This is a genomic window from Mycobacterium branderi, assembly GCF_010728725.1.
Classification (GTDB): Bacteria; Actinomycetota; Actinomycetes; order Mycobacteriales; family Mycobacteriaceae; genus Mycobacterium; species Mycobacterium branderi.
Genome location: NZ_AP022606.1, coordinates 2,067,385 through 2,089,349 on the forward strand (window position 1 = coordinate 2,067,385; position 21,965 = coordinate 2,089,349).

Sequence of the window (21,965 nt, forward strand, 5' to 3'; positions counted from 1 at the left end):
CAAGGCGCGTGACCTGCGGCGGAATCTGCGACTTTGCACCGATGCGGGTCGTTGACTGGCAGACTTTTCTGATCGGCCAGTGAAGTGAGACCAGCACGATGCATGCCGTTGCGATGGGAATGAGTTGGGCGGCGGTAGCGGGCGACGCAGTAGCCCGTCCGCGCCGCGAGGCCGATGCGGTTGCCTGCCTGGTCAACGGTCCCCGGTCTGTGGGACCGCCACCTGAGAATCCCGGGGGCAACCCCGTGAAGGGAGTCTGGCAGATGTTGAACACCGTTCCGGTCCACGACAGCCGGGTGTCCGAGCAGCGCGCAGAGGATGCCGAGTTACTCAGGGAATCGGGTGTGCACAAGCTCGTCGTCGCAGACCGCGACGGCAATTGCTTGGCCTTCGTATTGGCTTGGGACAGCTTCGAATACGACGCTGAAACCGACACCTACGTATGCGTTGTCGACGCTGATGGCAGAGAACTCATGACGATGTATGCCGCCGGCGAAATCAAGTCGGCACCTGGCGCCAACATGTACGTTGTGACTGCGCCGGATCGGCCCAGCGGCCGCAGGGCGTTGCGCCCCTGTTGACCTCGCGGTCACCAGGTCAGCGCCAGAGATTAGACGCCACTAACCTCTCAGGTTTGCCGGTAACGCCGGAAGCCAGCTCGTCGCACCACCCGCAGTGCCGTCTGACGTGCGCTTTCAGCCCTGTGTTGACGGATCCGGCGACCTGGCCGACCTCCGCGAGGCGGCGGCTTTGCGGCCGACTGGGAGGTTACTCACGCCGCGAGAGTATGGTAGACCGTTCGTACGGTTAGTTTGCTCCGAAGGGTTGAGATGCCCAGATCACCAGGCAGACGCAGCGAGATCCTGGATGCGTTTGTCCGCTACGTCGCCGAACGTGGTTACGACAGAACAAATATCGGCGACATCGCCGACGAGCTCGGCATGTCCAAAGGCACTATCGTCCATCACTTCGGAACAAAAGCGCAGATGCTGCGGGAACTGGAAGAAAGCCGTCTGGCCCGTCAGCTCGAGGTGCTAAGGATGGTGTGGAGCCGTCTGGCCGCGCCGCACGAACGCCTTGCCGCGATCATTTATGCGTCCACCATGCTGCAGGTGCTCGCCCGCAACGCGACGGTGGCAAGCCAGCGCGAGGTGGTTTCGCTGTCAGATGACCCGGCGATGCAGCAGGTACGCAAGTCGCGCCAGGAACTGCAAGCGTTGACGATCGACGAGATCCGCAAAGGCGTCGCGAGCGGTGTGTTCCGAGATGTGGACGTCGAACTAGCAGCATTACAGCTGTGGGGATCGCTGGAGTGGATGTGGGTGTGGTTCGACCCTGACGGTTCCCGGACGGCCGAACAAGTCGGCGCAGCTTTCGTCGACGTCTTCCTCGGTGGCCTGCTGCTCGACCGTCTGGGGCTTAGCAAGTGGGCCGGCCCATCCACCGAGGTTGTCTCAGTGGTGCGTGAATGCCTTGCTGCGGTAAGCGGTGTGGCAGATTGGCCGCCCAGCGGCCTGGCCGATAGATAGCCGTAATCTGCGGACGCCGACATCGAGCGGCATTATGACCGTACGTATAGTCGTCTAAGCCCAGCCGTCCACGGCCCTGCATCACGACGATTCTGCTCAAAAAACCTGGTAAATACTCCACCGACCTCGTCCCTGTCGTTGGTCAAGGAACCGCCGTGAAAGGCAAATTATTGACTGTCCGTACGGTCTAATGCGATAGTTGCCGTGTGGCACACACCAGGGCGACACGGATCCACTGCGCGGGCGGCAACACCGTCCACTGCAAAGACAACGATGTGTCGCGTCGCAGCGCGCATCAAGAACCGTTGCGCTGCAATGCGGGTCAGCGAATTCGCGGCAATCGCGCACATACCGGGATCTCGTACGGCCATATGGCACAACGTTTTTTGAGGTGCCGATGACTACCGCGGACATGGTCGGCGGCCGCGTACTCAACCGGATCCGGCCAGGAGCGGAAGTCGTAGGCGGGTTCTTCCGGATGTGCGTGCTGACCGGCAAAGCCTTGATGAGGCCGTTCGAATGGCGCGAGTTCATCTGGAACGGCTGGTTTCTCATGCGCGTATCGCTGTTGCCGACTATCGCGGTGTCCATCCCGGAAACCGTGCTACTCATCTTCACGCTCAACGTGCTGCTGGCCGAGTTCGGCGCTGCCGACGTTTCCGGTGCCGGCGCCGCAATCGGTGCGGTCACCCAGCTCGGCCCGATCGTGACGGTCCTTGTGGTCGCCGGTGCCGGTGCCACCGCTATCTGCGCCGACCTCGGCGCCCGCACCATCCGCGAAGAGATCGACGCAATGGAAGTGCTCGGCATCGAACCGATCCAACGGCTGGTGGTGCCGCGCGTCGTCGCCTCGATTGTCGTCGCGGTCCTGCTCAACGGCCTCGTGGTCGCCGTCGGCCTCGGAGGTGGCTACCTCTTCAGCGTGTACCTGCAGAACGTCTCGAGCGGTGCGTACCTCTCGACGCTGACAGCGCTCACCGGGCTGCCCGAAGTGGTGATCGCGAATGTCAAAGCGGCGATGTTCGGGCTGATCGCCGGCCTCGTCGGCTGCTACCGGGGGCTGGTCGTCCGCGGCGGGTCCAAAGGTCTGGGCACGGCCGTCAACGAGACCGTGGTGCTGTGCTCCATCGCTCTGTTCGCCGTCAACGCGGCGCTGACGACAATCGGCGTCCGCTTCGGAACTGGGCGCTGACATGGCGACGGCTGTCGCACCGCATGCCCGCTTCCCGCAGGCAGCCGCCACCTTCCGCCGATACCGGCGCGTCCCGGCACACCAACTGACCGAGCTCGGGCAGATCGTCTGGTTCGCCCTGACCGCAGTGGGGCAGATCCCCTTCGCTCTGCAGCGCTACCGCAGAGAGCTGCTGCGCCTGATCGCCCAGATGGGCATGGGCACCGGCGCGATGGCTGTGGTCGGCGGAACCGCCGCCATCGTCGGCTTCATCACCCTGTCCGCCGGTTCGCTGGTCGCCATCCAGGGCTTCGCGTCGCTGGGCAACATCGGTGTCGAGGCATTCACCGGATTTCTGGCCGCGATGGTCAATGTGCGCTTCGTGGCGCCGGTGGCCGCCGGTCAGGCGCTGGCCGCCACCGTCGGCGCCGGCGCCACCGCCGAGCTGGGCGCGATGCGCATCAGCGAGGAGATCGACGCGCTGGAGGTGATGAGCGTCAGGTCGGTCGCCTACCTGGTATCCACCCGGGTGGTGGCGGGTTTCGTCGTCATCATCCCGCTCTACGGGTTGGCGATAACCTTGGCCTTCCTGTCCGCACAGGTGACCACGGTCTTGTTCTACGGGCAATCCATCGGCACATACGACCACTACTTCCATACCTTCCTGCGCCCCAACGACGTCGCGTGGTCGTTCGCCGAGGTGATCCTGGTCGCGCTGGTCGTGATGACCACCCACTGTTACTACGGCTACACCGCCAGCGGCGGGCCGGTCGGGGTCGGCGAAGCGGTCGGCCGGTCGATGCGGCTGTCGCTGATCACGATCGTCGTCGTGGTCGTGCTGACCGCGATGTCGGTCTACGGCAAGAACCCGAACTTCAACCTCACGGTGTAGTCGTGATGACGACGCTGGTCCACGGCAAGGTCAACAAGCCGCGTATCCCTCCGTACAAGACCGCGGCCGTGGTCTTCCTGTTGGTCGCTGCGATGGTTTTAGCGTTCGTGTGGTTGCAGTTTCGCGGCTTGCTCACGCCTAAGACCACGCTGACCATGGTGGCTCCGCGGGCGGGTTTGGTGATGGATCCGGGGTCGAAGGTCACCTATAACGGGGTGGAAATCGGCCGGGTGGCACACATTTCAGAGGTCCAGCGCGACGGCACGCCAGCCGCCGAGGTCGTCATGGATGTGAATCCGAAGTACATCCGGCTGATTCCGGCCAATGTGGCCGCCAATATCAGGGCGACGACGGTGTTCGGCAACAAGTACGTGTCGTTGACATCACCGAAACATCCTGTTCCACAGCGCATAAGCCCACAGCATGTGATTGATGCCAGGTCGGTAACGACGGAGTTCAACACGTTGTTCGAGACGCTCACCTCGATCACCGAGAAGGTGGACCCGGTCAAGGTGAACCTGACATTGGCCGCGGCCGCGGAAGCGCTGAACGGGCTGGGCGAGCGGTTCGGCCAGTCGATCGTCAACGCCAACGCCATCCTCGACGACGTCAATCCGCGAATGCCGCAGGTGCGTCACGACATTCAGCAGCTGGCAGCGCTCAGCGACACCTACGCCAACGCCGCACCGGATCTGCTCGACGCCCTCGACCATGCGGTGACTACGGCGCGCACGCTTCACCGCCAGGAAGCTGACCTGGATGCAACGTTGCTGGCCGCAACCGGCGTGGGCAACACCGGCCAAGACATTGTCGCCCGTGGCGGACCCTACCTGCAGCGAGGCATCGCCGACCTGGTGCCCACCGCCGAACTCCTCGACACCTACAGCCCCGAGATCTTTTGCATGATCCGCAATTACCACGACGCCGAACCCAAGACCTACGAGACGACGGGTGGTGGCAACGGCTACGCGCTGAAAACCATGACCGAGCTGATGTCGGGACTGGGAGGCATCCTGACTCTCCCCGGGCTCTTCGGCGCAGCAGCCACGATGGGCGCCCTCGGGCTAGCCGGGCTGGTCGGCGGAGCGCCGAATCCCTATGTTTACCCGGACAATCTGCCGAGAGTCAATGCTCGCGGCGGCCCAGGAGGTGCCCCCGGTTGCTGGCAGCCCATCACACGGGATCTGTGGCCGGCGCCGTGGCTGGTGATGGACACCGGCGCCAGCCTTGCGCCATACAACCACGTCGAAACCGGCTCGCCGTACGCAATCGAGTACGTCTGGGGCCGCCAAGTGGGGGACAACACGATCAACCCATGAAAACTACCGGCAACGCAATCAAACTCGGCATCGTCTCGCTGGTGCTGCTGCTGATCACCGTATCGATCGTCGTGGTCTTCGGTCAGATGCGGTTCAACCGCACCAACAGCTACACCGCGGAGTTCAGCAACGCCAGCGGGCTGCGCAACGGCCAGTTCGTCCGCGCCTTCGGCGTGGAGGTCGGCAAGGTCAAAAAGGTGCGACTGGTCGAGCGGGGCACGAGGGTGCGGGTGGACTTCGACGTCGACCGCGCGGTGCCGCTCTACCAGTCCACGACAGCGCAAATCCGCTATCTGAACCTGATCGGCGACCGCTATGTCGAGCTCAAACGTGGCGAGGGCGAGGGCGCGGACCGGGTGTTGCCGGCGGGCGGGTTCATCCCGCTGTCTCGGACGTCGCCGGCGCTTGATCTCGACGCTCTGATCGGTGGTTTCAAGCCGCTGTTCCGTGCCCTCGATCCGGAGAAGGTCAACACCATCGCGTCGGCCATCATCACCGTGTTCCAGGGTCAGGGCGGCACCATCAACAACATCCTGGACCAAACCGCCCAAGCCACTTCGCATATCGCGCAGCGAGATCAGGCGATCGGCGAGGTGATCAAGAACCTGAACGTCGTGCTCGACACCACCGTCAAGCACCGCAAGGAGTTCGACCAGACCGTCGACAACCTCGAGCGACTGATCACCGGACTGCGCAACCACGCCGATCCGCTGGCCGCCGGCACCGCCCACATCAGCGACGCCGCCGGGACGGTCGCAGACCTGCTGGCCGACAACCGCGCCCTGCTCCACAAAGAAATCGACTACCTGCAGACTTTCCAGCAGCCCCTGATCGACCAAAGTGATCAGCTCAGCGATCTGATCCACAACTGGCCGATCGCACTCAACCTGATCGGGCGCAGCATCGGCCTCTACGGAGACTGGGTCAACTTCTACGTCTGCGACGTCACGATCAATTGGAACGGACTGCAACCCGGCGGCCCAGTCCGCACGGTCAGGATCTGGCAGCAGCCCACGGGTAGGTGCACGCCGCAATGAGAACACTGACCGAATTCAACCGGTTCCGCGTCGGTATCGCGGGTGCGGTCGTGCTGATGCTCATAGTCGTTGTGGGCCAAAGCTTCACCAGCGTGCCAATGCTGTTCGCCAGCCCGAGCTACTACGGACAGTTCGCCAACACCGGTCAACTGAACAAGAACGACAAGGTGCGCATCAGCGGCGTGGACGTCGGCACAGTGCAAGCGCTCAACATCGACGGCGACCACGTCGTGATCAAGTTTTCGATCGGCACCAACACAATCGGCACCGAAAGCCGGCTGGCGATCAAGACCGACACCATCCTGGGCAAGAAGGTGCTCGAGATCGAACCGCGCGGCGCCGAAACATTGAGGCCCGGAAGCGTTTTACCGTTGGGGCAAAGCACCACCCCGTACCAGCTCTACGACGCGGTCTTCGACGTCACCAAGGCCGCCGCCGGGTGGGACGTCGACACCGTCAAGCGATCGCTGAACGTCTTGTCGCAGACAATCGATCAGACCTACTCGCACCTGAGTCCCGCCCTCGATGGTCTGGCCAAACTTTCCGACGCGATCGGCAAACGCGACGAAGAGGTTAAACATCTGCTCGCGCAGGCCAACAAAGTGGCCAATGTGCTCGGTGACCGCAGCGAGCAGGTCAACCGGTTGCTGGTCAACGCCAAGACGCTGCTGGCCGCGTTCAACGAACGAGGGCGGGCCATCGACGTGCTGCTGGCCAATATTTCGGCGTTCTCGCGCCAGGTGCAGGGCTTCATCAACGACAACCCGAACCTGAACACCGCGCTGGAGCAGCTGCGCACCCTCAGCGACGTGCTGGTGGCACGCAAGAACGACCTCGCTGAAGGCCTCAAAACCGTCGGCCAATTCGCCGCATCGCTGGGCGAATCCGTCGCGTCGGGCCCGTACTTCAAGATCGTGCTGGCCAACCTGCTGCCCTACTGGATCCTGCAGCCGTGGGTGGACGCCGCGTTCAAGAAGCGCGGGATCGATCCCGAACACTTCTGGGAGACTGCGGGATTGCCCGCGTTCCGGTTCCCCGACCCCAACGGCACACGGTTCCCCAACGGCGCGCCGCCGCCCGCACCGCCGGTGCTCGAGGGTACGCCGGATCACCCCGGGCCGGCCGTCCCACCAGGATCGGCATGCTCGTACACCCCGCCGCCCGACGCGCTGCCGCGGCCGTGGAACCCCCTGCCCTGTGCGGGCGTCGACGCTGGACCGTTCGGCGGCAGTTTCCCGGCGCCGATCGACGTCGCGACGTCGCCGCCGAACCCGAACGGTCTGCCGCCGAGCCCGGGGATCCCGATCGCCGGGCGGCCGGGTGAGCCACCTCCGGACGTGCCCGGCACACCGGTGCCGTTGCCTGTCAACGCCCCACCGGGGGCGCGCACGGAGAACCTGCAACCGGCAGGGCCGACCCCGCCGCCGTCGACGTTCGCGCCGGTGCTGCCGCCAGGGCCGCCCGCCCGTCCGGGGCCGGGCGAGCAATTGCCGGCTCCATTCATCACGCCGGGCGGAACAGGCGGCAGCGGAATAACGGGAGGTAGCCAGAATTGAGCAACATCTTCCGGACCCGCAACGCGCGGATAATCACCGGATCGCTTGTGGCCGTGGTGATTTTGGCTGTCGGCTTCGCCGGTCTGCAGCTCTACCACAAGTTGACCAACAACACCGTCATTGCGTACTTCCCGGAGGCCAATGCGCTCTATTCCGGGGACAAGGTCCAGATCATGGGGATTCGCGTCGGCTCAGTCGACAAGATCGAGCCTGCCGGCGACAAGATGAAGGTGACCTTCCACTACAGCAACAAATACAAAGTGCCCGCCGACGCGTCCGCGGTGATCGTGAACCCCACCGTGGTGGCGTCGCGCAGCATCCAGTTGGAGCCCCCCTACAAAGGCGGTCCGGTGCTGACCGACAACGCGGTGATCCCGATCGAGCGCACCGCGGTGCCGACGGAATGGGACCAACTGCGCAACAGCGTCGCCAACATCATCGACAAGCTCGGGCCGACGCCCGAGCAGCCCAAGGGTCCCTTCGGGGAACTCATCGAGTCGTCCGCCGACGGGTTGGCCGGCAAGGGCAAGCTGATCAACACCACGCTGGAGAGCCTGTCGCGATCGCTGACTGCGCTGAACGAAGGCCGTGGCGACTTCTTCGCGGTGGCACGCAGTCTCGCGATGTTCGTCAACGCCCTGCGCAAAGACGACCGCCAGTTCGTCGCGTTGAACAACAACCTGGCCCAGTTCACCGACAGGCTGACCGGGTCCGACCACGACCTGGGCAATGCGATACAGCAGTTCGACGGCCTGCTCTCCACATTGCGCCCCTTCTTGGCCAAGAACCGCGAGGTGCTGGCCCACGACGTCGACAACCTCGCCAACCTGACCACCACACTGGTCCAGCCCGATCCGCTGAATGGTCTGGAGACCGGCCTGCACGTGCTGCCCACGCTGCAAGCGAACTTGGGCGGGATCTACCACCCGTCGCACGGCGCCGTCATGTCCATTCCGGCGATCCCGAACTTCACCAACCCAATGCAGTTCGTTTGCAGCATGATTCAGGCCGGCAGCCGACTCGGCTACCAAGACTCCGCCGAGTTGTGCGCGCAGTATCTGGCGCCGATCCTGGATGCGATCAAATTCAACTACCTGCCGTTCGGCCTCAATCTGTTCAGTACCGCCGAGACGCTGCCCAAGGAAGTCGCCTACTCCGAGCCGCGCCTGCAGCCGCCGCCCGGTTACAAGGACACCACGGTGCCCGGGATCTGGGTGCCCGATACGCCGTTGTCGCACCGCAACACTCAGCCCGGCTGGGTCGTGGCGCCGGGGATGCAAGGCACACAGGTGGGCCCGGTCACGGCGAGCCTGCTGACCCCTGAATCGCTGGCTGAGCTGATGGGCGGACCGGACGCTCCGCCACCGCCGTCGGGGTTACAAACCCCGCCGGGGCCGCCCAACGCCTACGACGAGAACCCTGTGGTGCCACCTATCGGGTTGCAAGCGCCGCAGGTTCCGGTGCCACCGCCGCCGCCGGGACCGGGTGTGATGCCGGGGCCGGTCGCGCCGACGCCCGCACCTGAAGCGGCGCCGCTGCCCGCCGAGGCGGGATCATGAGGCGCGGGTTAGCTCTGTTGGTGGCCGCCGTCGCGCTGACTTCGTGCGCGAATTGGCATGGCATTGCGAATGTTCCGATGCCGGGCGGGCCGGGCACCGGAGCCGGCGCGTACACCGTCTACGTGCAGATGCCCGACACGCTGGCCCTGAACGACAACAGCCGGGTGCGGGTGGCCGACGTCTTTGTGGGCACGGTCCGCGCGATCAAGCTGAAGAACTGGGTCGCCACGCTGACGCTGGGCCTGAACAAAAACGTCAAGCTCCCCAAGAACGCCACCGCCAAGATCGGGCAGACCAGCCTCCTCGGCTCTCAGCATGTGGAGTTGGCCGCGCCGCCCAATCCGTCGCCGGAGCTGCTGAAGGACGGCGACACCATCCCGCTGAAGAACTCGTCGGCGTACCCCACGACCGAACAGACGCTGGCCAGTATCGCGATCATTTTGCGCGGCGGCCACATCCCGAATCTCGAAGTGCTGCAGGACGAGGTCTACAACATAGTCAACGGGCGCGCGGAGCAGATCCGCGCGTTCCTCGGCAAGCTGGACACGTTCACGGCCCGGCTCAACGAGCAACGAGAAGACATCACCCACGCGATCGACTCGACCAACCGGCTGCTGGCGTACGTGGGTTCCCGCTCGGACGTGCTGGATCGGGTTCTCACCGAATTCCCGCCGCTGGTCAAGCATTTCGCCGACAAACAAAACCTGTTGACCAACGCGGTCGACTCGGTGGGCCGGCTCAGCGAGCTCACCGACCAGTATCTGTCGCCCTCGCGGGACAACCTGCACCGGGATCTGCTGTCGCTGCAATGCCCGCTGCGCGAACTCGGCCGTGGCTCACCGTATTTGATCCGCGCGCTCAAACTGATCCTCGCCCAGCCGTTCGACGTCGACTCGGTGCCGAAGTCGTTCCGCGGCGACTACTTCAACTTGTCGCTGACGGCCGACCTGACTCTCAGCGCAGTCGACAATGCAATGCTCACCGGGACCGGATTCTCCGGCGCGCTGCGAGCACTCGAGCAGTCGTGGGGCCGCGACCCCGACACGATGATCCCCGACGTCCGTTACACGTCCAACCCGAACGACGCTCCCGGCGGGCCGCTGGTCGAAAGGGCGGATCGGCAATGCTGACCCGCTTCGAGAGGCGCCAGCTGATCCTGTTCGGCATCCTGACCGCGATCATGGCCGTCGTGCTGGGCGGGTACTACCTGCGGATTCCCAGCGTGGTGGGAATCGGTCAGTACACGCTCAAGGCGGATCTGCCCGCCTCGGGCGGTCTGTATCCCACGGCCAACGTGACCTACCGCGGTGAGACCATCGGCAAGGTCATCGCCGTCGCGCCGACCGAGACCGGTGTGCAGGCGACGATGAGCATCGCCAGCCGGTACAAGGTCCCGGTCGACGCCACGGCGAACGTGCATTCGGTGTCGGCGGTCGGTGAGCAGTATCTGGACCTGGTGTCGCCGGGCAACGCCGGCAAGTACTTCGCGCCGGGGCAGACCATTACCGAGGGCAGTGTGCCCACCGAGATCGGGCCGGCACTGGACGCGGCCAATCGTGGGCTGGCGGTGCTGCCCAAGGACAAGATCGCCACGCTGCTCGACGAGACGGCGCAAGCCGTGGGCGGGCTGGGGCCCGCGCTGCAACGGCTGGTCGACGCGACCCAGGCGATTGCCGGCGACTTCAAGACCAACATCGCCGATATCGACGACATCATCGAAAACTCCGCGCCAATCCTTGACAGCCAAGTCGATTCGAGCGGTGCGATCGAACGCTGGTCGCACAACCTCGACGTGCTGGCCGCGCAGACTGCCGACAACGACCAGCACCTGCAAAGCATCCTGAACCAAGGCCCAGCCACCGCGGATCAAGTCAATGCGGTGTTCAACGACGTGCGGGACACACTGCCGCAGACACTGGCGAATTTCGAAATCGTGCTCGAGATGCTCAAGCGCTACCACAAGAACGTCGAGCAACTGCTGGTGGCTTATCCGCAGGGCGCCTCGGCCGCGCAGACGGTGACGACGGCGTTCCCGGGCTACGCATCGCTCGACAACGCGCTGACGATCAACCAGCCTCCGCCGTGTCTGACCGGTTTTCTCCCGCCATCCCAGTGGCGGTCTCCGGCGGACACCAGCCCGGCGCCGCTGCCGTCGGGAACATATTGCAAGATCCCGCAGGACACTCCGGCCAACGTCGTACGCGGGGCGCGCAACATTCCGTGCGTCGACGTCCCCGGCAAGCGCGCGGCGACGCCGCGGGAGTGCCGTGACCCCAAACCATATGTGCCACTGGGGACTAACCCGTGGTACGGCGATCCCAACCAGATCCTCAATTGCCCCGCGCCGGGGGCGCGCTGCGACCAACCGGTGAACCCGGGTCAGGTCATACCTGCTCCGTCGGTGAACAACGGCCTCAATCCCGCGCCGGCGGACAAGGTGACGGGAACGCCGCCTCCCGTCAGCGATCCGCTGCAGCGGCCGGGGACAGGGACTGTGGAGTGCAATGGTCAGCAGCCGAACCCTTGCGTCTATATCCCCGGCTGGCCGCCCACGGCTGTCTACAGTCCCCAGAGCGGTGAGCTGACCGGGCCCGACGGTGTCAAGTACGCGGTCGAGAATTCGACCAGAACAGGAGACGACGGATGGAAGGCCATGCTGGCACCGGCCCGCTAGGTGCGTTTCGCCGAATGGTGCTGCCCGCCCGCATGGGGGCGTTACTGTCTGCGGTGGGGATTAGCCAACGGGGCGGGGAGGGCAGATGACGTCCTATCAGACCGTGGTGGTCGGTACCGACGGCTCGCAGTCGTCGTTGCGGGCGGTCGAGCGTGCGGCGCGGATTGCCGCCGAGTCGGACGCCAAGCTGATCATCGCGACCGGTTACCTCCCGCACGAGGACGACAAGCGCGCGGCGGACATCCTCGGGGAAGAGGCCTACAAGGTGCGCGGCAACGCGCCGATCTACTCGATCCTGCGCGATGCCCGCGAGCGCGCCAAGGCGGCCGGGGCGAAGAACATCGAGGAGCGGCCGATTCAGGGTGCCGCCGTAGAGGCACTGGTTGACGCTGCCGGGGCGGCTAAGGCCGATCTGCTGGTGGTCGGCAATGTGGGACTCGACGCCCGTTCAGCGATCATCGGGCGCGTGTTCTCCATCCCCGGCAGCGTCGCCAGCAAGGCCAAGGTCGACGTGCTGATCGTGCACACGACCGGGTGATTGGGCTGAGCCCCCTGTCAGGATTGAACTGACGACCTACGCTTTACAAGAGCGTTGCTCTACCACTGAGCTAAGGAGGCGGGTCTAACCGGTGCTAGCTTAACGGCGAACGGGAAGCTGGCCACACGCTCGTCGCCGAAAGTGAACCTAGCTTCACATTCGGCGGGAACCCGGGGAGGCGTTAGTCGTCGTGCTCGATGATGCGCTCGGATCGGATCGGCTGAGGCGGATAACGACGTGGCGTGCGTCGCCGCATCGGAATGCGCTCGGCGATGTTGCTCAGCGGGTTGACCACCATGGTCAGGGCGACGACGGCGTCCTGCAGGGTGGCGATGGCCGGCTCCAGTGCCTCCATGCCGGGTGTCAGCCGGGCCAGGGTGTCGGCGACGTCGGTGAGCTGATCGAGCGGGCCGTGCCGCGCCGTCAGCTTGTCGATCAGGCCGCCCTCGGCGAGCAGCCGGTTGGCCAGGCCGTCCTCCGCGAGCACCCGTTCGATCAGCCCGTCGTCGGCGACCAGCTGATCCACCAGCCCGCCGGGCTTCAACGCGCGCTCCAGCCCGCCGCCCTCCTCGGTCAACCTGTCGAGCAGGCCGCCGGGCGCGGTCAGCAGGTCGACGATCCCGCCCGGACGCAGCAACCGATCCACCGGACCGTCGGGTGCCAGCGCACGTCCCAGCGGGGCGTCGTCGTCCAATAGCCTGGCCAGCCGGTTGGCGCGGGTGATCGCGTCGTCGATGCCGAACATGTGCGCAACCGCGTTCGGCCCGGTTTGCGTGCCCGCTTCACCGAGCGTTCGGTGCGCCAAGCCGAGGGCCGCGGTCGCAACACCGAGTCCCGCGTCGGCCGCCGCCAGCCCGACCCGCATGGGCGCGGTCGCCATGGTCACCAGGCTTTTGCCGAGGTTCATGCTCCGAGTCTAGGCACGCGGCGCCACGGTTAAGGCCGGACATAGCCGGTATCGGATTCACAGCAACTCCACAGGTGCTCTGGAGGTAACGTTCAACCAAGTGCGAGGGAATGAGCACATGGCATCGGCAACCACAGACGGAAACACCCCCGAGGCGCGGATCCTCGTCGTCGACGACGAGGACAACATCGTCGAGCTGCTCTCGGTCAGCCTCAAATTCCAGGGCTTCGAGGTCTTCACCGCGACCAACGGTCCGGCCGCCTTGGATCTGGCGCGCGAAGTCAAGCCCGACGCGGTAATTCTCGACGTGATGATGCCGGGAATGGACGGCTTCGGGGTGTTGCGCCGGCTGCGTGCCGACGGCATCGATGCGCCCGCGCTGTTCTTGACCGCCCGGGATTCGCTGCAGGACAAGATCGCCGGGCTGACCCTCGGCGGCGATGACTACGTGACCAAACCGTTCAGCCTCGAAGAGGTGGTCGCACGGCTGCGGGTCATCCTGCGGCGCGCCGGCAAGGGCGTCACCGAGCACCGCAACTCCCGGCTGACGTTCGCCGACATCGAACTCGACGAGGACACCCACGAGGTGTGGAAGGCCGGCGAGCCGGTGTCGCTCTCGCCGACCGAATTCACCTTGCTGCGCTACTTCGTGATCAACGCCGGCACGGTGCTGAGCAAGCCGAAAATCCTCGACCACGTGTGGCGTTACGATTTCGGCGGCGACGTCAACGTCGTCGAGTCCTATGTGTCGTACCTGCGGCGCAAGATCGACACCGGGGAAAAGCGGCTGCTGCACACGCTGCGCGGAGTGGGATACGTGCTGCGAGAGCCGCGATGAGCGATGGCTAGACACCGCCGGGTAGCAGTGCCGCTGCGGGTGGGCCTCGTCGCCGCGACGCTGTTGCTGGTGGCGTGCGGGTTGGCGGTGTCGGGGATCGCGGTCACCTCGATCCTGCGACACAGCCTGATCAACCGGGTCGATCAGAACCTGGAAGACGCGTCGCGCGGCTGGGCTCAGGCGCCGCGGTCGCCGCACCCCAATGAGAGGCCCAACGCCTCGCGCCCGCCGACTAACTTCTACGTGCGCAGCATCGGCCGGGATGGACGCACGTGGACCATCGTCAACGATCGCAACGCCGAGCCGGCAATCCCCGACAACAACGACGTGGGCCCCGAGCCCACCACGGTCGGATCGGTCGACGGGTCCGGTGTCCAGTGGCGGGCGGTGTCGGTGCGCGGCCCGCTCGGCCGGCTGATCACCGTCGCCTATGACCTCTCCGACGTGCAGCACACGGTGCGCGCGCTGGTGTGGCTGCAGGTCGGCATCGGCGCGGCGGTGTTGCTGGTGATCGGTATCGCCGGCTATGCGGTGGTGCACCGAAGCCTTCGGCCGCTGATCGAAGTGGAACAAATTGCCGCGGCCATTGCAGGCGGGGAGCTGAATCGCCGCATACCCGAACGCGATCCGCGCACGGAAGTGGGCCGACTTTCGTTGGCGCTCAATGGAATGCTGGCGCGGCTGCAGCAAGCGGTGGCGTCGTCGGAGTCCTCGGCGGAGCAGGCGCGGACGTCGGAGGAGCGGATGCGGCGGTTCATCACCGACGCCAGCCACGAGTTGCGGACACCGCTGACCACAATCCGCGGCTTCGCCGAGCTGTATCGCCAGGGCGCGGCCAGCGACGTGGAGATACTGATGTCGCGGATCGAAAGCGAATCGCGCCGGATAGGCCTGCTGGTCGACGACTTGCTGCTACTGGCCCGCCTCGACGCGCAACGACCTCTGGAGCAGCACCGGGTTGACCTGTTGGCGCTGGCCAGCGACGCGGTGCACGACGCGCAGGCGATCGCCCCCGGACGCCACATCGCGATGGACATCCTCGACGGCCCGGGCACGCCGGAGGTTCTCGGCGACGAGGCCCGGTTGCGTCAGGTGCTGAGCAACCTAATGGCCAATGCGCTGCAGCACACCCCGGAAAGCGCCGACATCACCGTGCGGGTCGGCACCGACGGCGACAACGCCGTGCTGGAGGTCGCCGACCGGGGTCCCGGCATGAGCCAGGAGGATGCGGCCCGCATCTTCGAACGGTTCTACCGCACCGACTCGTCGCGAACGAGGGCCAGCGGCGGAACCGGGCTCGGCCTGTCGATCGTCGACTCGCTGGTGCATGCGCACGGCGGCACCGTGTCGGTGACCACCGCGCCGGGCGAGGGTTGCCGCTTCCGGGTCAGCCTGCCGCGGGTGGCCGACGTGCCCGCGCATGTCGGCTGAGCCGGGCAATTCAGCCGGTTCGCGGAGATACAGTCACGCAATGGCCATGGTGAACGACGACGGTTCGGCCCGCGACTCCACGGCCGCGCTCGCCGCGTTGTATGCGGCCGAGCGAACCGACGTGCAAAACATTCTCGGCCACGCGCTGACGTTGGTGAGCGTCCTGGTGGCCTACGCCACGGTAATTGGCGCGGCCTGGGCGACGAGGCCCGATACCATCCCGCACTACCTGATTCCGATGATCCCGATACCTGCATTGCTGGTCATCGCGTGGCATTCGCAGCTGAACAGTCGGGTGTGGGCGCACAATCAGGCCATCTACATACTGGAGCAGCGGCTCTTGGACCAGATCCCCAGCATCACAAACCCAACCCGGCTCTGGATCGGGCACACGAGCGGATGACTGGTCAACGAGATCCCAATCTTGTTGAAAGAGCGGCGATTTGGGATGGCTGCAGCGAGCATCATCACGTACGGTGGAATCCTGACGATCGTGGTGGCCCTCACGGTGTCAAGTCTGGTGGTGCCCATCGTCGTCTACCAGGATTGGCAGTGGCTGGCATGGACGATGGCGGCTGTGTACGCGATCGCGCTGCTTCTGCTGGCCGCCTCGTACAAGTCGACCTTCGGCATCAACATCGAGACGATGGACCAATGGGCGAAATCCGCCCACGCCACCTTTCCCGATCAATTCAAGACGACGCACTGATCAGGTCAGCTCGGCGAGCGCCGCCTTGATCTTGGCCTGCGCCTCGTCGAGCGACGCCGGCGACGGGTTGCGGTCGACGTTGGCGAAGCCGAAGTCACTGAGGCTGCGGGTGGGGAAGACGTGCACGTGCAGGTGCGGCACCTCCAGCCCGGCGATGATGACGCCGGACCGCTTGGTGTTGAAGGCCCGGCACACCGCCTTGCCGATCAGCTGCGCCACCGCCATGACCCGGCCGAACGTTTCCTGGTCGACGTCTTGCCAGTTGTCGATCTCGGCGCGCGGCACCACCAGCGTGTGGCCCTGAGTCATCGGCTCGATGGTCAAAAACGCGACGATCTCGTCGTCCTCGTACACGAACCGCCCGGGGATTTCGCCGTTGATGATCTTGGTGAAGACAGTGGCCATGCGTCACAGCATATGAGGCGTAGGTAATTACGTCGCGGACGCGCAAGCCCAGCGGGCATATCAAGTGATATGATCGCGGCGTGAACGATGTGCGCGAACTTCGGCTCGCGGCGGGGTTGACCCAGGATGAGTTGGCGGCACGATCCGGTGTCGCGCAACCCAACATCGCGGCATACGAAACTGGGCAGCGCACTCCGTCTGCGGCGATGCTGACGCGCCTGCGTAATGCCGCCAAGCCCCGGCCGTCTGTGCTGCTCGCCAAACACCGCCATGACATCCTTGCTCTGGCCCGGCGGCACAAGGCAAGTCACGTGCGGGTGTTCGGCTCTGCGGCGCGCGGCGACGATGTATCCGGAAGCGACATCGACTTGGTTGTGCGGTTTTCACCCGATGCCGACCTCTTTGATCTCGCCGACCTGACAGCCGCGTTGGAAGATCTAACCGGACTGCACGTCGACGTGGTGTCCGATCGTGGACTTCGTGCGGGGTCAAACGCGATTACCGCCGAGGCGCGGCCCCTGTGACCGAATCCACTGAGCCGCAACGCGATCGCACGATCGCGACACTCGAGGAACTCATCCGGTTCACGGACACCGCAGCTCGGCTTGTTGCGCGTGGGAAGAGCGTCTACGACTCCGACGAGGCCGTACGGTTGGCTGCCGAGGCTATCTTGCACAAGATCGGTGAGGCGGTTGCCCGCCTGCCTGACGGGTTCGTCGCCGCGCACCCGGATGTGGCCTGGCGAAGCATGAAAGCAACGCGCACTATAGTGGCCCGCCAATACGACCAGGTTGACTACGAAATCATCTGGAATGCGTTGGTGCGCCGGCTACCTGTCGAAGCCGACCGGATCAGGCTGATCCTGGAGAATCGCTAGCCCCGAAGCAAGTCGTGCAACTCCTCCACCGTCCACGGCGGCGAGCGGTGGTGGTCCCGGTACGCAATCATGGTTGGCGCTGGCCGCGGGTAACGGCCCACGAAACCGCCTGAGGCGACGAAGATTTCACCGGTCACCTGTGCGGCCAGGTCGCTGGCCAGGTAGGCGTACAGCGGCGCCACGTATTCCGGTGGCGCGACGTCCAGCGATCCGTGCATGCTGACCTCGTCCAGCAGGCCCCGCCGGTGCAGGTCCTTGATGTGGGCTTCGTAGTCCGGCCCGGTGGACAGCCGGGTCCTTGCGCCGGGGCACACCACGTTGGCCCGCACGTCGTGTTCCTTGAGTTCTGCGGCGATCGCCAGCGTCAGACTGTTGACGCCGCCCTTGCCCGCTGGATAGCCGGTGCCGCCGTAGTCGCCGAGAAACGCCGACGAGCTGGTGTTGACGATGCTGCCGCCGCCCTGCGCGACCATCTTCGGCGCGGCCGCCCGGCAGGTGGCGAACACCGTGCCCAGGTGCGCGTCGAGCAGTTCGCGAAACTGCGCAGGGGTGACGTCGAGGATCGACGAACCCGCCGGCTCGGCGATGCCCGCACAGTTCACCAGGATGTCGATGGCGCCGAATTCGTCAATGCACCGCTGTACCAACGCTTCCGCGACAGGTTGGTCCGCCGGTGACCCCGGGTGCGCCACCGCGCGGCCACCGTCAGCGGTGATGGCTGCGGCGGCTTTGCACGCCGCCTCGGTGTTGCGGCCGTTGACCACCACGCCCGCGCCGTGCTGTGCCAGTGACGCAGCCACTGCCGCGCCGATCCCGCGCGACCCGCCGACCACGACGGCGCCGCGGCCGGCTAACAGCGGGGTCACTCGGCGTTGCCGAAAGTCATCATGTCGAGGTTCCAGTAGCCGCGCATATTGGCGATCAGGCCGGCATCGTTCACCCGGTAGGTGAACACGCCGCGCACACTGCTGGTGATGCCGTTGTCGAACTTGCTGTCCAGCACCAGGATATGCGCAATTTCGTTGGGGGAGCTGGACGGAAACGTCTCCTCGCAGGTGATGGTCAGCTGGTTGGCGGCGATGTTGGTGTCGTAGAACTCCGCGACGCCGTCCTTGCCCCGCACACCGGTGCCATCGGGGTTGGTGACGGCCTTGCCGATCGGGTCCTCGATCACGACGTCGTCTGCCATCAGCGCCAGCCAGCCCTCCCGATCGTGGGCCTGCACGCATCGCCACGACGCCTGCGACGCGGCCAACGCGGGGGATTGCTGAACGGTTTCTTGCGACATTGCTGTTCCTTTCGTTAGATGGCGCAGGCGGCGCGGGCGCCGTCTTCGGTGGCTTTACGGATCAGTCCCAGCCCGGTGCAGTCGCCGGCGGCGTGTACTTCGCTGTCTGGCAAGGCGGTTACCAGTGCGTCGAACAACGTGGTGTCGGGTTGCGGCGTGCCGGCGACGACGACGGTGTCGGCCGGCAGGCGGCGCGTCGTCCCGCTCGCGGGAGTGAATACCACAGCGTCGCCGGTGATCTGCTCGACGTCGGCCCCGACGTGAACTGTCACCCCAAGGCGGTCCAGACGGTCCATGTGCTCAGTTCTGCGCTTGAGGCCCACTTCCGGGGCAATCGCCTTGCCCGACTCAAAAATTGACACCAAGCGGCCGCGGGCCGCCAGAAACTCCGCCAGCTCCAGCGCGACCAGATCGCCGCCGATCACGGCGACGCGCCGGCCGACCGGCATCCACGCGCGGGTCGCTTTACGCATCAGCGTCGGGTGAACCAGCCGCTGCCTGCGCCCGGCGAACAGCTCGCGCAGCGCCGGCCCGGTCCGCACATGAGGAAGATCGGCACCGGGAATCTGCGGGACGACGACCTGCCCGCCGGTTGCCACGATGACGCTCTCCGGCGACAAGCTCACGACATCCTGGACCGATACAGCATGATTCAACACGACCTTCGCGTGGCTCTGGGCAACTTCGTCGCGCAGATACCGCAGGAAAGGTTCATTCTCCGGGTGCAGCACCGCCGCCCAGAGCAGCGCCCCGCCGAGTTGACCGTGCCGTTCGAACAACGTCACTCGATGCCCGCGTTCGGAGGCGACACGGGCGGCTTCCAGGCCGGCCGGCCCGCCGCCGATCACCACCACCTTTTTGGGCCGCTTGGTGTGGCTCGACGTGAGCTCGCGCTCCTTGCCGGTGCGCGGGTTGACCGCGCAGTCGACCGAAAACCGCTGTTCCATTGCGTCGATGCAGTTTTCGCACGAGATGCACTTGCGGATGCGGTTCGCCTGGCCTGTTTGCAGCTTGCGTGGCAGTTCGGCGTCGGCGAGCAGCGGGCGGCCCATCGCGATGAAATCGGCCCGCCCGTCGGCCAGGATTTGTTCCGCCCGCGCCGGATCGTGGATGCGCCCGACGGCGATCACCGGCACGTCGACCACTTCTTTGACCGCGGCCGCAGCGCCCACGTTGAGAGCGTCGCCGTCGTCGGCGCCGTTGACCATCTGGGTGACCAGTCGGTCGATCACTCCGCCGCTGACGTGGAAGGCGTCCACTCCGGCCTTAACCAGTTCCGGTGCGACCTGGGCGGTTTCGTAGATCGGGCGGCCGCCCGCCACTCGCTCGTACCCGGAAATTCGCAGGGTGATCGGCAGCGCGTCGCCGATCTCGGAGCGGATCGCAGCGAGCGTCTCCAGCACGATCCGCAGGCGCCTGCGCGTCGAGCCGCCATAGTTGTCGGTGCGCCGGTTACGTTGTGGCGCAAGGAAAGAGCCGAGCAACATGTAGCCATGCGCGGCATGCAGCTCGATGCCGTCGTAGCTGGCCTCGGCGGCCCGTCGCACCGCGGCCTTGAACAGGTCGAGCACCTCGGTGAGCTGCTCGGTGGTGATCTCCGCCGACGGCCGCCCGGTCAGATACGACGGGATCACCGACGGGCCCAGCGACGTCACGCCGTGCATCTCCGGTCCCAAGCCGTCGGGCCCGGCGTGCACGATCTGCGGCTGGATCTTGGCGCCGTGCTCATGGACCGCGTCCACCAGCTTGCGGTGTGCGTCGACGGCGGCGTCGGTGCCGAGATGCAGCCCGCCGGGAGTTTCGGGGTGCCGGTGGTCAACGCCGGTGGCGCCCACCGTGATCAGCCCGACTCCACCCTGGGCGCGGGCGGCGAAGTAGTCGCAGGTGCGCTGCGACGGCAGTCCCTCGGGTGTGCCGTACATCGTTTCCATCGGCGACATCACCAGCCGGTTGCGCACAGTCATGGCGCCGATGCGCCCGGGTTGTAGGAGGTGTGCGAACCTCTCCTGCCGAGCGGCCACTTATTGCACGCTTACTGCGAAAATCCGTGTCATAACTGGCCGCTCGGCGAGAAAAGGATCAGCGGTCGTCGTCGGTGTAGCGGATGACGCCGCGAATATTCTTGCCGTCCAGCATGTCCTGGTACCCGTCGTTGATCTGCTCCAGCTTGTACTGGCGGGTGATCATGTCGTCGAGGTTGAGCTTGCCCGCCTTGTACATCGCCAGCAGCTGCGGGATGTCGTACTGCGGGTTGCCGCCGCCGAAGATGGTGCCCTGCAGGTTCTTTTGCATCAGGGTCAGCATCGCCAGGTTCAGTGTCACCTGGTTGTCGATCAGGCTGCCGATGGCGGTCAGCACGCAGGTGCCGCCCTTCGCGGTCATGATCATGTAGTTCTCGACGTCGGCGCCGTGCAGTTCGCCGACGGTGACGATCACCTTCTTGGCCATCAGGCCGTAGGTGATCTCCATGATGCCCGCCAATGCCGCGTTGATGTCTGGATAGACATGCGTGGCACCGAATTTCAGCGCCTGGTCACGCTTCCACTCCACCGGGTCGATCGCGAAGATGTAGCGGGCGCCGGCGTTGACTGCTCCCTGCAGAGCGGCCATGCCGACACCGCCGATGCCGACGATGGCCACGTCGTCGCCGGGGCGGATGTCGGCGGTCCGCGTGGCCGAACCGTAACCGGTGGTGACGCCGCAACCCACCAGGGCGGCCACCTCGAACGGCACCGACGGATCGATCTTCACCACCGAACTCTTGTGCACCACCATGTACGGCGAGAACGTACCCAGCAGGGTCATCGGGTAGACGTCTTGGCCGCGAGCCTGAATGCGGAAGCTGCCGTCGGTCACCGACGCGCCGTTGAGCAGCCCTGCGCCCAAGTCGCACAGATTGCGCATTCCGGCCTGACACGTCTGACACTTGCCGCACGACGGGATGAACGACAGCACGACGTGATCGCCCACGGCGATGTCTTCGACACCGGGGCCGACCTCGGTGACGATGCCCGCGCCCTCGTGACCGCCGAGCACCGGGAAACCCGCCATGGGGATGCCGCCGGTCACCAGGTGGTGGTCGGAGTGGCACATCCCGGCAGCTTCCATCTGGATCTTGACCTCGTCCTTGCGCGGGTCACCGATCTCGATCTCCTCGACCGACCACGGCTGGTTGAACTCCCAGAGCAGCGCGCCCTTTGTTTTCACCGCGAACCTGCTTTCAACTAGTTGGTGG

At 65.5% G+C, this 21,965-nt stretch carries 23 protein-coding genes and 1 tRNA gene; 17 read left to right on the plus strand and 7 right to left on the minus strand.

All coding sequences use genetic code 11. From position 1 onward, the window contains the following. Positions 1–263: 263 nt before the first annotated feature. The 11 genes from G6N47_RS10650 to G6N47_RS10700 all read left to right on the plus strand — a co-directional run bounded on the left by G6N47_RS10650 (position 264) and on the right by G6N47_RS10700 (position 12,275). A complete protein-coding gene (locus tag G6N47_RS10650; protein ID WP_139799413.1) occupies positions 264–581 on the plus strand; it encodes a hypothetical protein in 318 nt (105 codons plus the stop codon). A gap of 249 nt (positions 582–830) precedes the next feature. Further along, positions 831–1,529 carry a TetR/AcrR family transcriptional regulator gene (locus tag G6N47_RS10655; protein WP_083130991.1) on the plus strand — a complete coding sequence of 233 codons (699 nt, stop codon included), beginning with the start codon at positions 831–833 and terminating at the stop codon, positions 1,527–1,529. Between the two features lie 412 nt (positions 1,530–1,941). Then, positions 1,942–2,721, plus strand: coding sequence for an MlaE family ABC transporter permease (locus G6N47_RS10660; RefSeq protein ID WP_372517522.1), 780 nt, complete (start codon positions 1,942–1,944; stop codon positions 2,719–2,721). Position 2,722: 1 nt separating this feature from the next. Then, a complete protein-coding gene (locus tag G6N47_RS10665; RefSeq protein ID WP_083130989.1) occupies positions 2,723–3,592 on the plus strand; it encodes an MlaE family ABC transporter permease in 870 nt (289 codons plus the stop codon). Between the two features lie 5 nt (positions 3,593–3,597). After that, positions 3,598–4,911 carry an MCE family protein gene (locus G6N47_RS10670; protein WP_083131235.1) on the plus strand — a complete coding sequence of 438 codons (1,314 nt, stop codon included), beginning with the start codon at positions 3,598–3,600 and terminating at the stop codon, positions 4,909–4,911. Next, a complete protein-coding gene (locus G6N47_RS10675) occupies positions 4,908–5,948 on the plus strand; it encodes a virulence factor Mce family protein (RefSeq protein WP_083130988.1) in 1,041 nt (346 codons plus the stop codon). The genes G6N47_RS10670 and G6N47_RS10675 overlap by 4 nt, the downstream gene beginning before the upstream one ends. Beyond that, a complete protein-coding gene (locus tag G6N47_RS10680; RefSeq protein WP_083130987.1) occupies positions 5,945–7,504 on the plus strand; it encodes a virulence factor Mce family protein in 1,560 nt (519 codons plus the stop codon). Before G6N47_RS10675 ends, G6N47_RS10680 begins: the two co-directional genes overlap by 4 nt. Further along, positions 7,501–9,063: a virulence factor Mce family protein gene (locus tag G6N47_RS10685; RefSeq protein WP_083130986.1), complete on the plus strand. Its 1,563-nt coding sequence runs from the start codon at positions 7,501–7,503 to the stop codon at positions 9,061–9,063. The genes G6N47_RS10680 and G6N47_RS10685 overlap by 4 nt, the downstream gene beginning before the upstream one ends. Further along, complete coding sequence (locus G6N47_RS10690) at positions 9,060–10,193, plus strand: virulence factor Mce family protein (protein ID WP_083130985.1); 1,134 nt, start codon at positions 9,060–9,062, stop codon at positions 10,191–10,193. Before G6N47_RS10685 ends, G6N47_RS10690 begins: the two co-directional genes overlap by 4 nt. After that, positions 10,187–11,737 carry an MCE family protein gene (locus G6N47_RS10695; protein WP_083130984.1) on the plus strand — a complete coding sequence of 517 codons (1,551 nt, stop codon included), beginning with the start codon at positions 10,187–10,189 and terminating at the stop codon, positions 11,735–11,737. Before G6N47_RS10690 ends, G6N47_RS10695 begins: the two co-directional genes overlap by 7 nt. Positions 11,738–11,822: 85 nt before the next feature. Beyond that, positions 11,823–12,275: a universal stress protein gene (locus G6N47_RS10700; RefSeq protein ID WP_083130983.1), complete on the plus strand. Its 453-nt coding sequence runs from the start codon at positions 11,823–11,825 to the stop codon at positions 12,273–12,275. A gap of 8 nt (positions 12,276–12,283) precedes the next feature. Here G6N47_RS10700 and G6N47_RS10705 read toward each other — a convergent pair. Further along, positions 12,284–12,355, minus strand: a tRNA-Thr gene (locus G6N47_RS10705). 101 nt (positions 12,356–12,456) lie between these two features. Next, entirely contained in the window at positions 12,457–13,182 is a 726-nt protein-coding gene (locus tag G6N47_RS10710; protein WP_083130982.1) for a hypothetical protein, read from the minus strand. Between the two features lie 118 nt (positions 13,183–13,300). Here G6N47_RS10710 and G6N47_RS10715 point away from each other — a divergent pair, with 118 nt between their 5' ends. The 4 genes from G6N47_RS10715 to G6N47_RS10730 are packed head-to-tail and all read left to right on the plus strand — an operon-like array spanning position 13,301 to position 16,160. Beyond that, positions 13,301–14,020, plus strand: coding sequence for a response regulator transcription factor (locus tag G6N47_RS10715; RefSeq protein ID WP_045384777.1), 720 nt, complete (start codon positions 13,301–13,303; stop codon positions 14,018–14,020). A 3-nt stretch (positions 14,021–14,023) separates the two neighbouring features. Further along, positions 14,024–15,451 carry a sensor histidine kinase gene (locus tag G6N47_RS10720; protein WP_083130981.1) on the plus strand — a complete coding sequence of 476 codons (1,428 nt, stop codon included), beginning with the start codon at positions 14,024–14,026 and terminating at the stop codon, positions 15,449–15,451. Positions 15,452–15,491: 40 nt separating this feature from the next. Beyond that, entirely contained in the window at positions 15,492–15,854 is a 363-nt protein-coding gene (locus tag G6N47_RS10725; protein WP_083130980.1) for a hypothetical protein, read from the plus strand. A gap of 45 nt (positions 15,855–15,899) precedes the next feature. Continuing rightward, entirely contained in the window at positions 15,900–16,160 is a 261-nt protein-coding gene (locus G6N47_RS10730; RefSeq protein WP_083130979.1) for a hypothetical protein, read from the plus strand. Here the strand turns inward: G6N47_RS10730 and G6N47_RS10735 are convergent, their stop codons facing one another. Then, a complete protein-coding gene (locus G6N47_RS10735) occupies positions 16,161–16,565 on the minus strand; it encodes an HIT family protein (RefSeq protein WP_083130978.1) in 405 nt (134 codons plus the stop codon). A gap of 80 nt (positions 16,566–16,645) precedes the next feature. On the opposite strand from G6N47_RS10735, the gene G6N47_RS10740 reads away from it, so the two are divergent. Together G6N47_RS10740 and G6N47_RS10745 are read left to right on the plus strand one after the other, a co-directional pair. Then, positions 16,646–17,089: an XRE family transcriptional regulator gene (locus G6N47_RS10740; protein ID WP_083130977.1), complete on the plus strand. Its 444-nt coding sequence runs from the start codon at positions 16,646–16,648 to the stop codon at positions 17,087–17,089. Further along, a complete protein-coding gene (locus tag G6N47_RS10745; RefSeq protein ID WP_083130976.1) occupies positions 17,086–17,442 on the plus strand; it encodes a HepT-like ribonuclease domain-containing protein in 357 nt (118 codons plus the stop codon). Before G6N47_RS10740 ends, G6N47_RS10745 begins: the two co-directional genes overlap by 4 nt. On the opposite strand, the gene G6N47_RS10750 is transcribed toward G6N47_RS10745, so the two are convergent. The 4 genes from G6N47_RS10750 to G6N47_RS10760 are packed head-to-tail and all read right to left on the minus strand — an operon-like array spanning position 17,439 to position 21,937. After that, positions 17,439–18,308 carry an SDR family NAD(P)-dependent oxidoreductase gene (locus G6N47_RS10750; RefSeq protein ID WP_232080173.1) on the minus strand — a complete coding sequence of 290 codons (870 nt, stop codon included), beginning with the start codon at positions 18,306–18,308 and terminating at the stop codon, positions 17,439–17,441. The two genes, G6N47_RS10745 and G6N47_RS10750, sit on opposite strands and share 4 nt — an antisense overlap. Next, positions 18,305–18,730, minus strand: a complete 426-nt coding sequence (locus G6N47_RS29620) for a nuclear transport factor 2 family protein (RefSeq protein WP_083130975.1) — start codon at positions 18,728–18,730, stop codon at positions 18,305–18,307. Before G6N47_RS29620 ends, G6N47_RS10750 begins: the two co-directional genes overlap by 4 nt. A 14-nt stretch (positions 18,731–18,744) precedes the next feature. Next, positions 18,745–20,751 (minus strand): NAD(P)/FAD-dependent oxidoreductase, encoded by a 2,007-nt coding sequence (locus G6N47_RS10755; RefSeq protein ID WP_264007098.1) that lies wholly within the window; start codon positions 20,749–20,751, stop codon positions 18,745–18,747. A 58-nt stretch (positions 20,752–20,809) separates the two neighbouring features. Then, entirely contained in the window at positions 20,810–21,937 is a 1,128-nt protein-coding gene (locus G6N47_RS10760; RefSeq protein WP_083130973.1) for an NDMA-dependent alcohol dehydrogenase, read from the minus strand. Positions 21,938–21,965: the final 28 nt, after the last annotated feature.

Coding starts and splice junctions, on each gene's coding strand:
- G6N47_RS10660 (WP_372517522.1), top strand. CDS start 1,942: ATGGTCGGCGGCCGCGTACTCAACCGGATCCGGCCAGGAGCGGAAGTC.
- G6N47_RS10680 (WP_083130987.1), top strand. CDS start 5,945: ATGAGAACACTGACCGAATTCAACCGGTTCCGCGTCGGTATCGCGGGT.
- G6N47_RS10715 (WP_045384777.1), top strand. CDS start 13,301: ATGGCATCGGCAACCACAGACGGAAACACCCCCGAGGCGCGGATCCTC.
- G6N47_RS10735 (WP_083130978.1), bottom strand. CDS start 16,565: ATGGCCACTGTCTTCACCAAGATCATCAACGGCGAAATCCCCGGGCGG.
- G6N47_RS10650 (WP_139799413.1), top strand. CDS start 264: ATGTTGAACACCGTTCCGGTCCACGACAGCCGGGTGTCCGAGCAGCGC.
- G6N47_RS10665 (WP_083130989.1), top strand. CDS start 2,723: ATGGCGACGGCTGTCGCACCGCATGCCCGCTTCCCGCAGGCAGCCGCC.
- G6N47_RS10700 (WP_083130983.1), top strand. CDS start 11,823: ATGACGTCCTATCAGACCGTGGTGGTCGGTACCGACGGCTCGCAGTCG.
- G6N47_RS10710 (WP_083130982.1), bottom strand. CDS start 13,182: ATGAACCTCGGCAAAAGCCTGGTGACCATGGCGACCGCGCCCATGCGG.
- G6N47_RS10690 (WP_083130985.1), top strand. CDS start 9,060: ATGAGGCGCGGGTTAGCTCTGTTGGTGGCCGCCGTCGCGCTGACTTCG.
- G6N47_RS10730 (WP_083130979.1), top strand. CDS start 15,900: ATGGCTGCAGCGAGCATCATCACGTACGGTGGAATCCTGACGATCGTG.
- G6N47_RS10655 (WP_083130991.1), top strand. CDS start 831: ATGCCCAGATCACCAGGCAGACGCAGCGAGATCCTGGATGCGTTTGTC.
- G6N47_RS10720 (WP_083130981.1), top strand. CDS start 14,024: ATGGCTAGACACCGCCGGGTAGCAGTGCCGCTGCGGGTGGGCCTCGTC.
- G6N47_RS29620 (WP_083130975.1), bottom strand. CDS start 18,730: ATGTCGCAAGAAACCGTTCAGCAATCCCCCGCGTTGGCCGCGTCGCAG.
- G6N47_RS10675 (WP_083130988.1), top strand. CDS start 4,908: ATGAAAACTACCGGCAACGCAATCAAACTCGGCATCGTCTCGCTGGTG.
- G6N47_RS10695 (WP_083130984.1), top strand. CDS start 10,187: ATGCTGACCCGCTTCGAGAGGCGCCAGCTGATCCTGTTCGGCATCCTG.
- G6N47_RS10670 (WP_083131235.1), top strand. CDS start 3,598: ATGACGACGCTGGTCCACGGCAAGGTCAACAAGCCGCGTATCCCTCCG.
- G6N47_RS10725 (WP_083130980.1), top strand. CDS start 15,492: ATGGCCATGGTGAACGACGACGGTTCGGCCCGCGACTCCACGGCCGCG.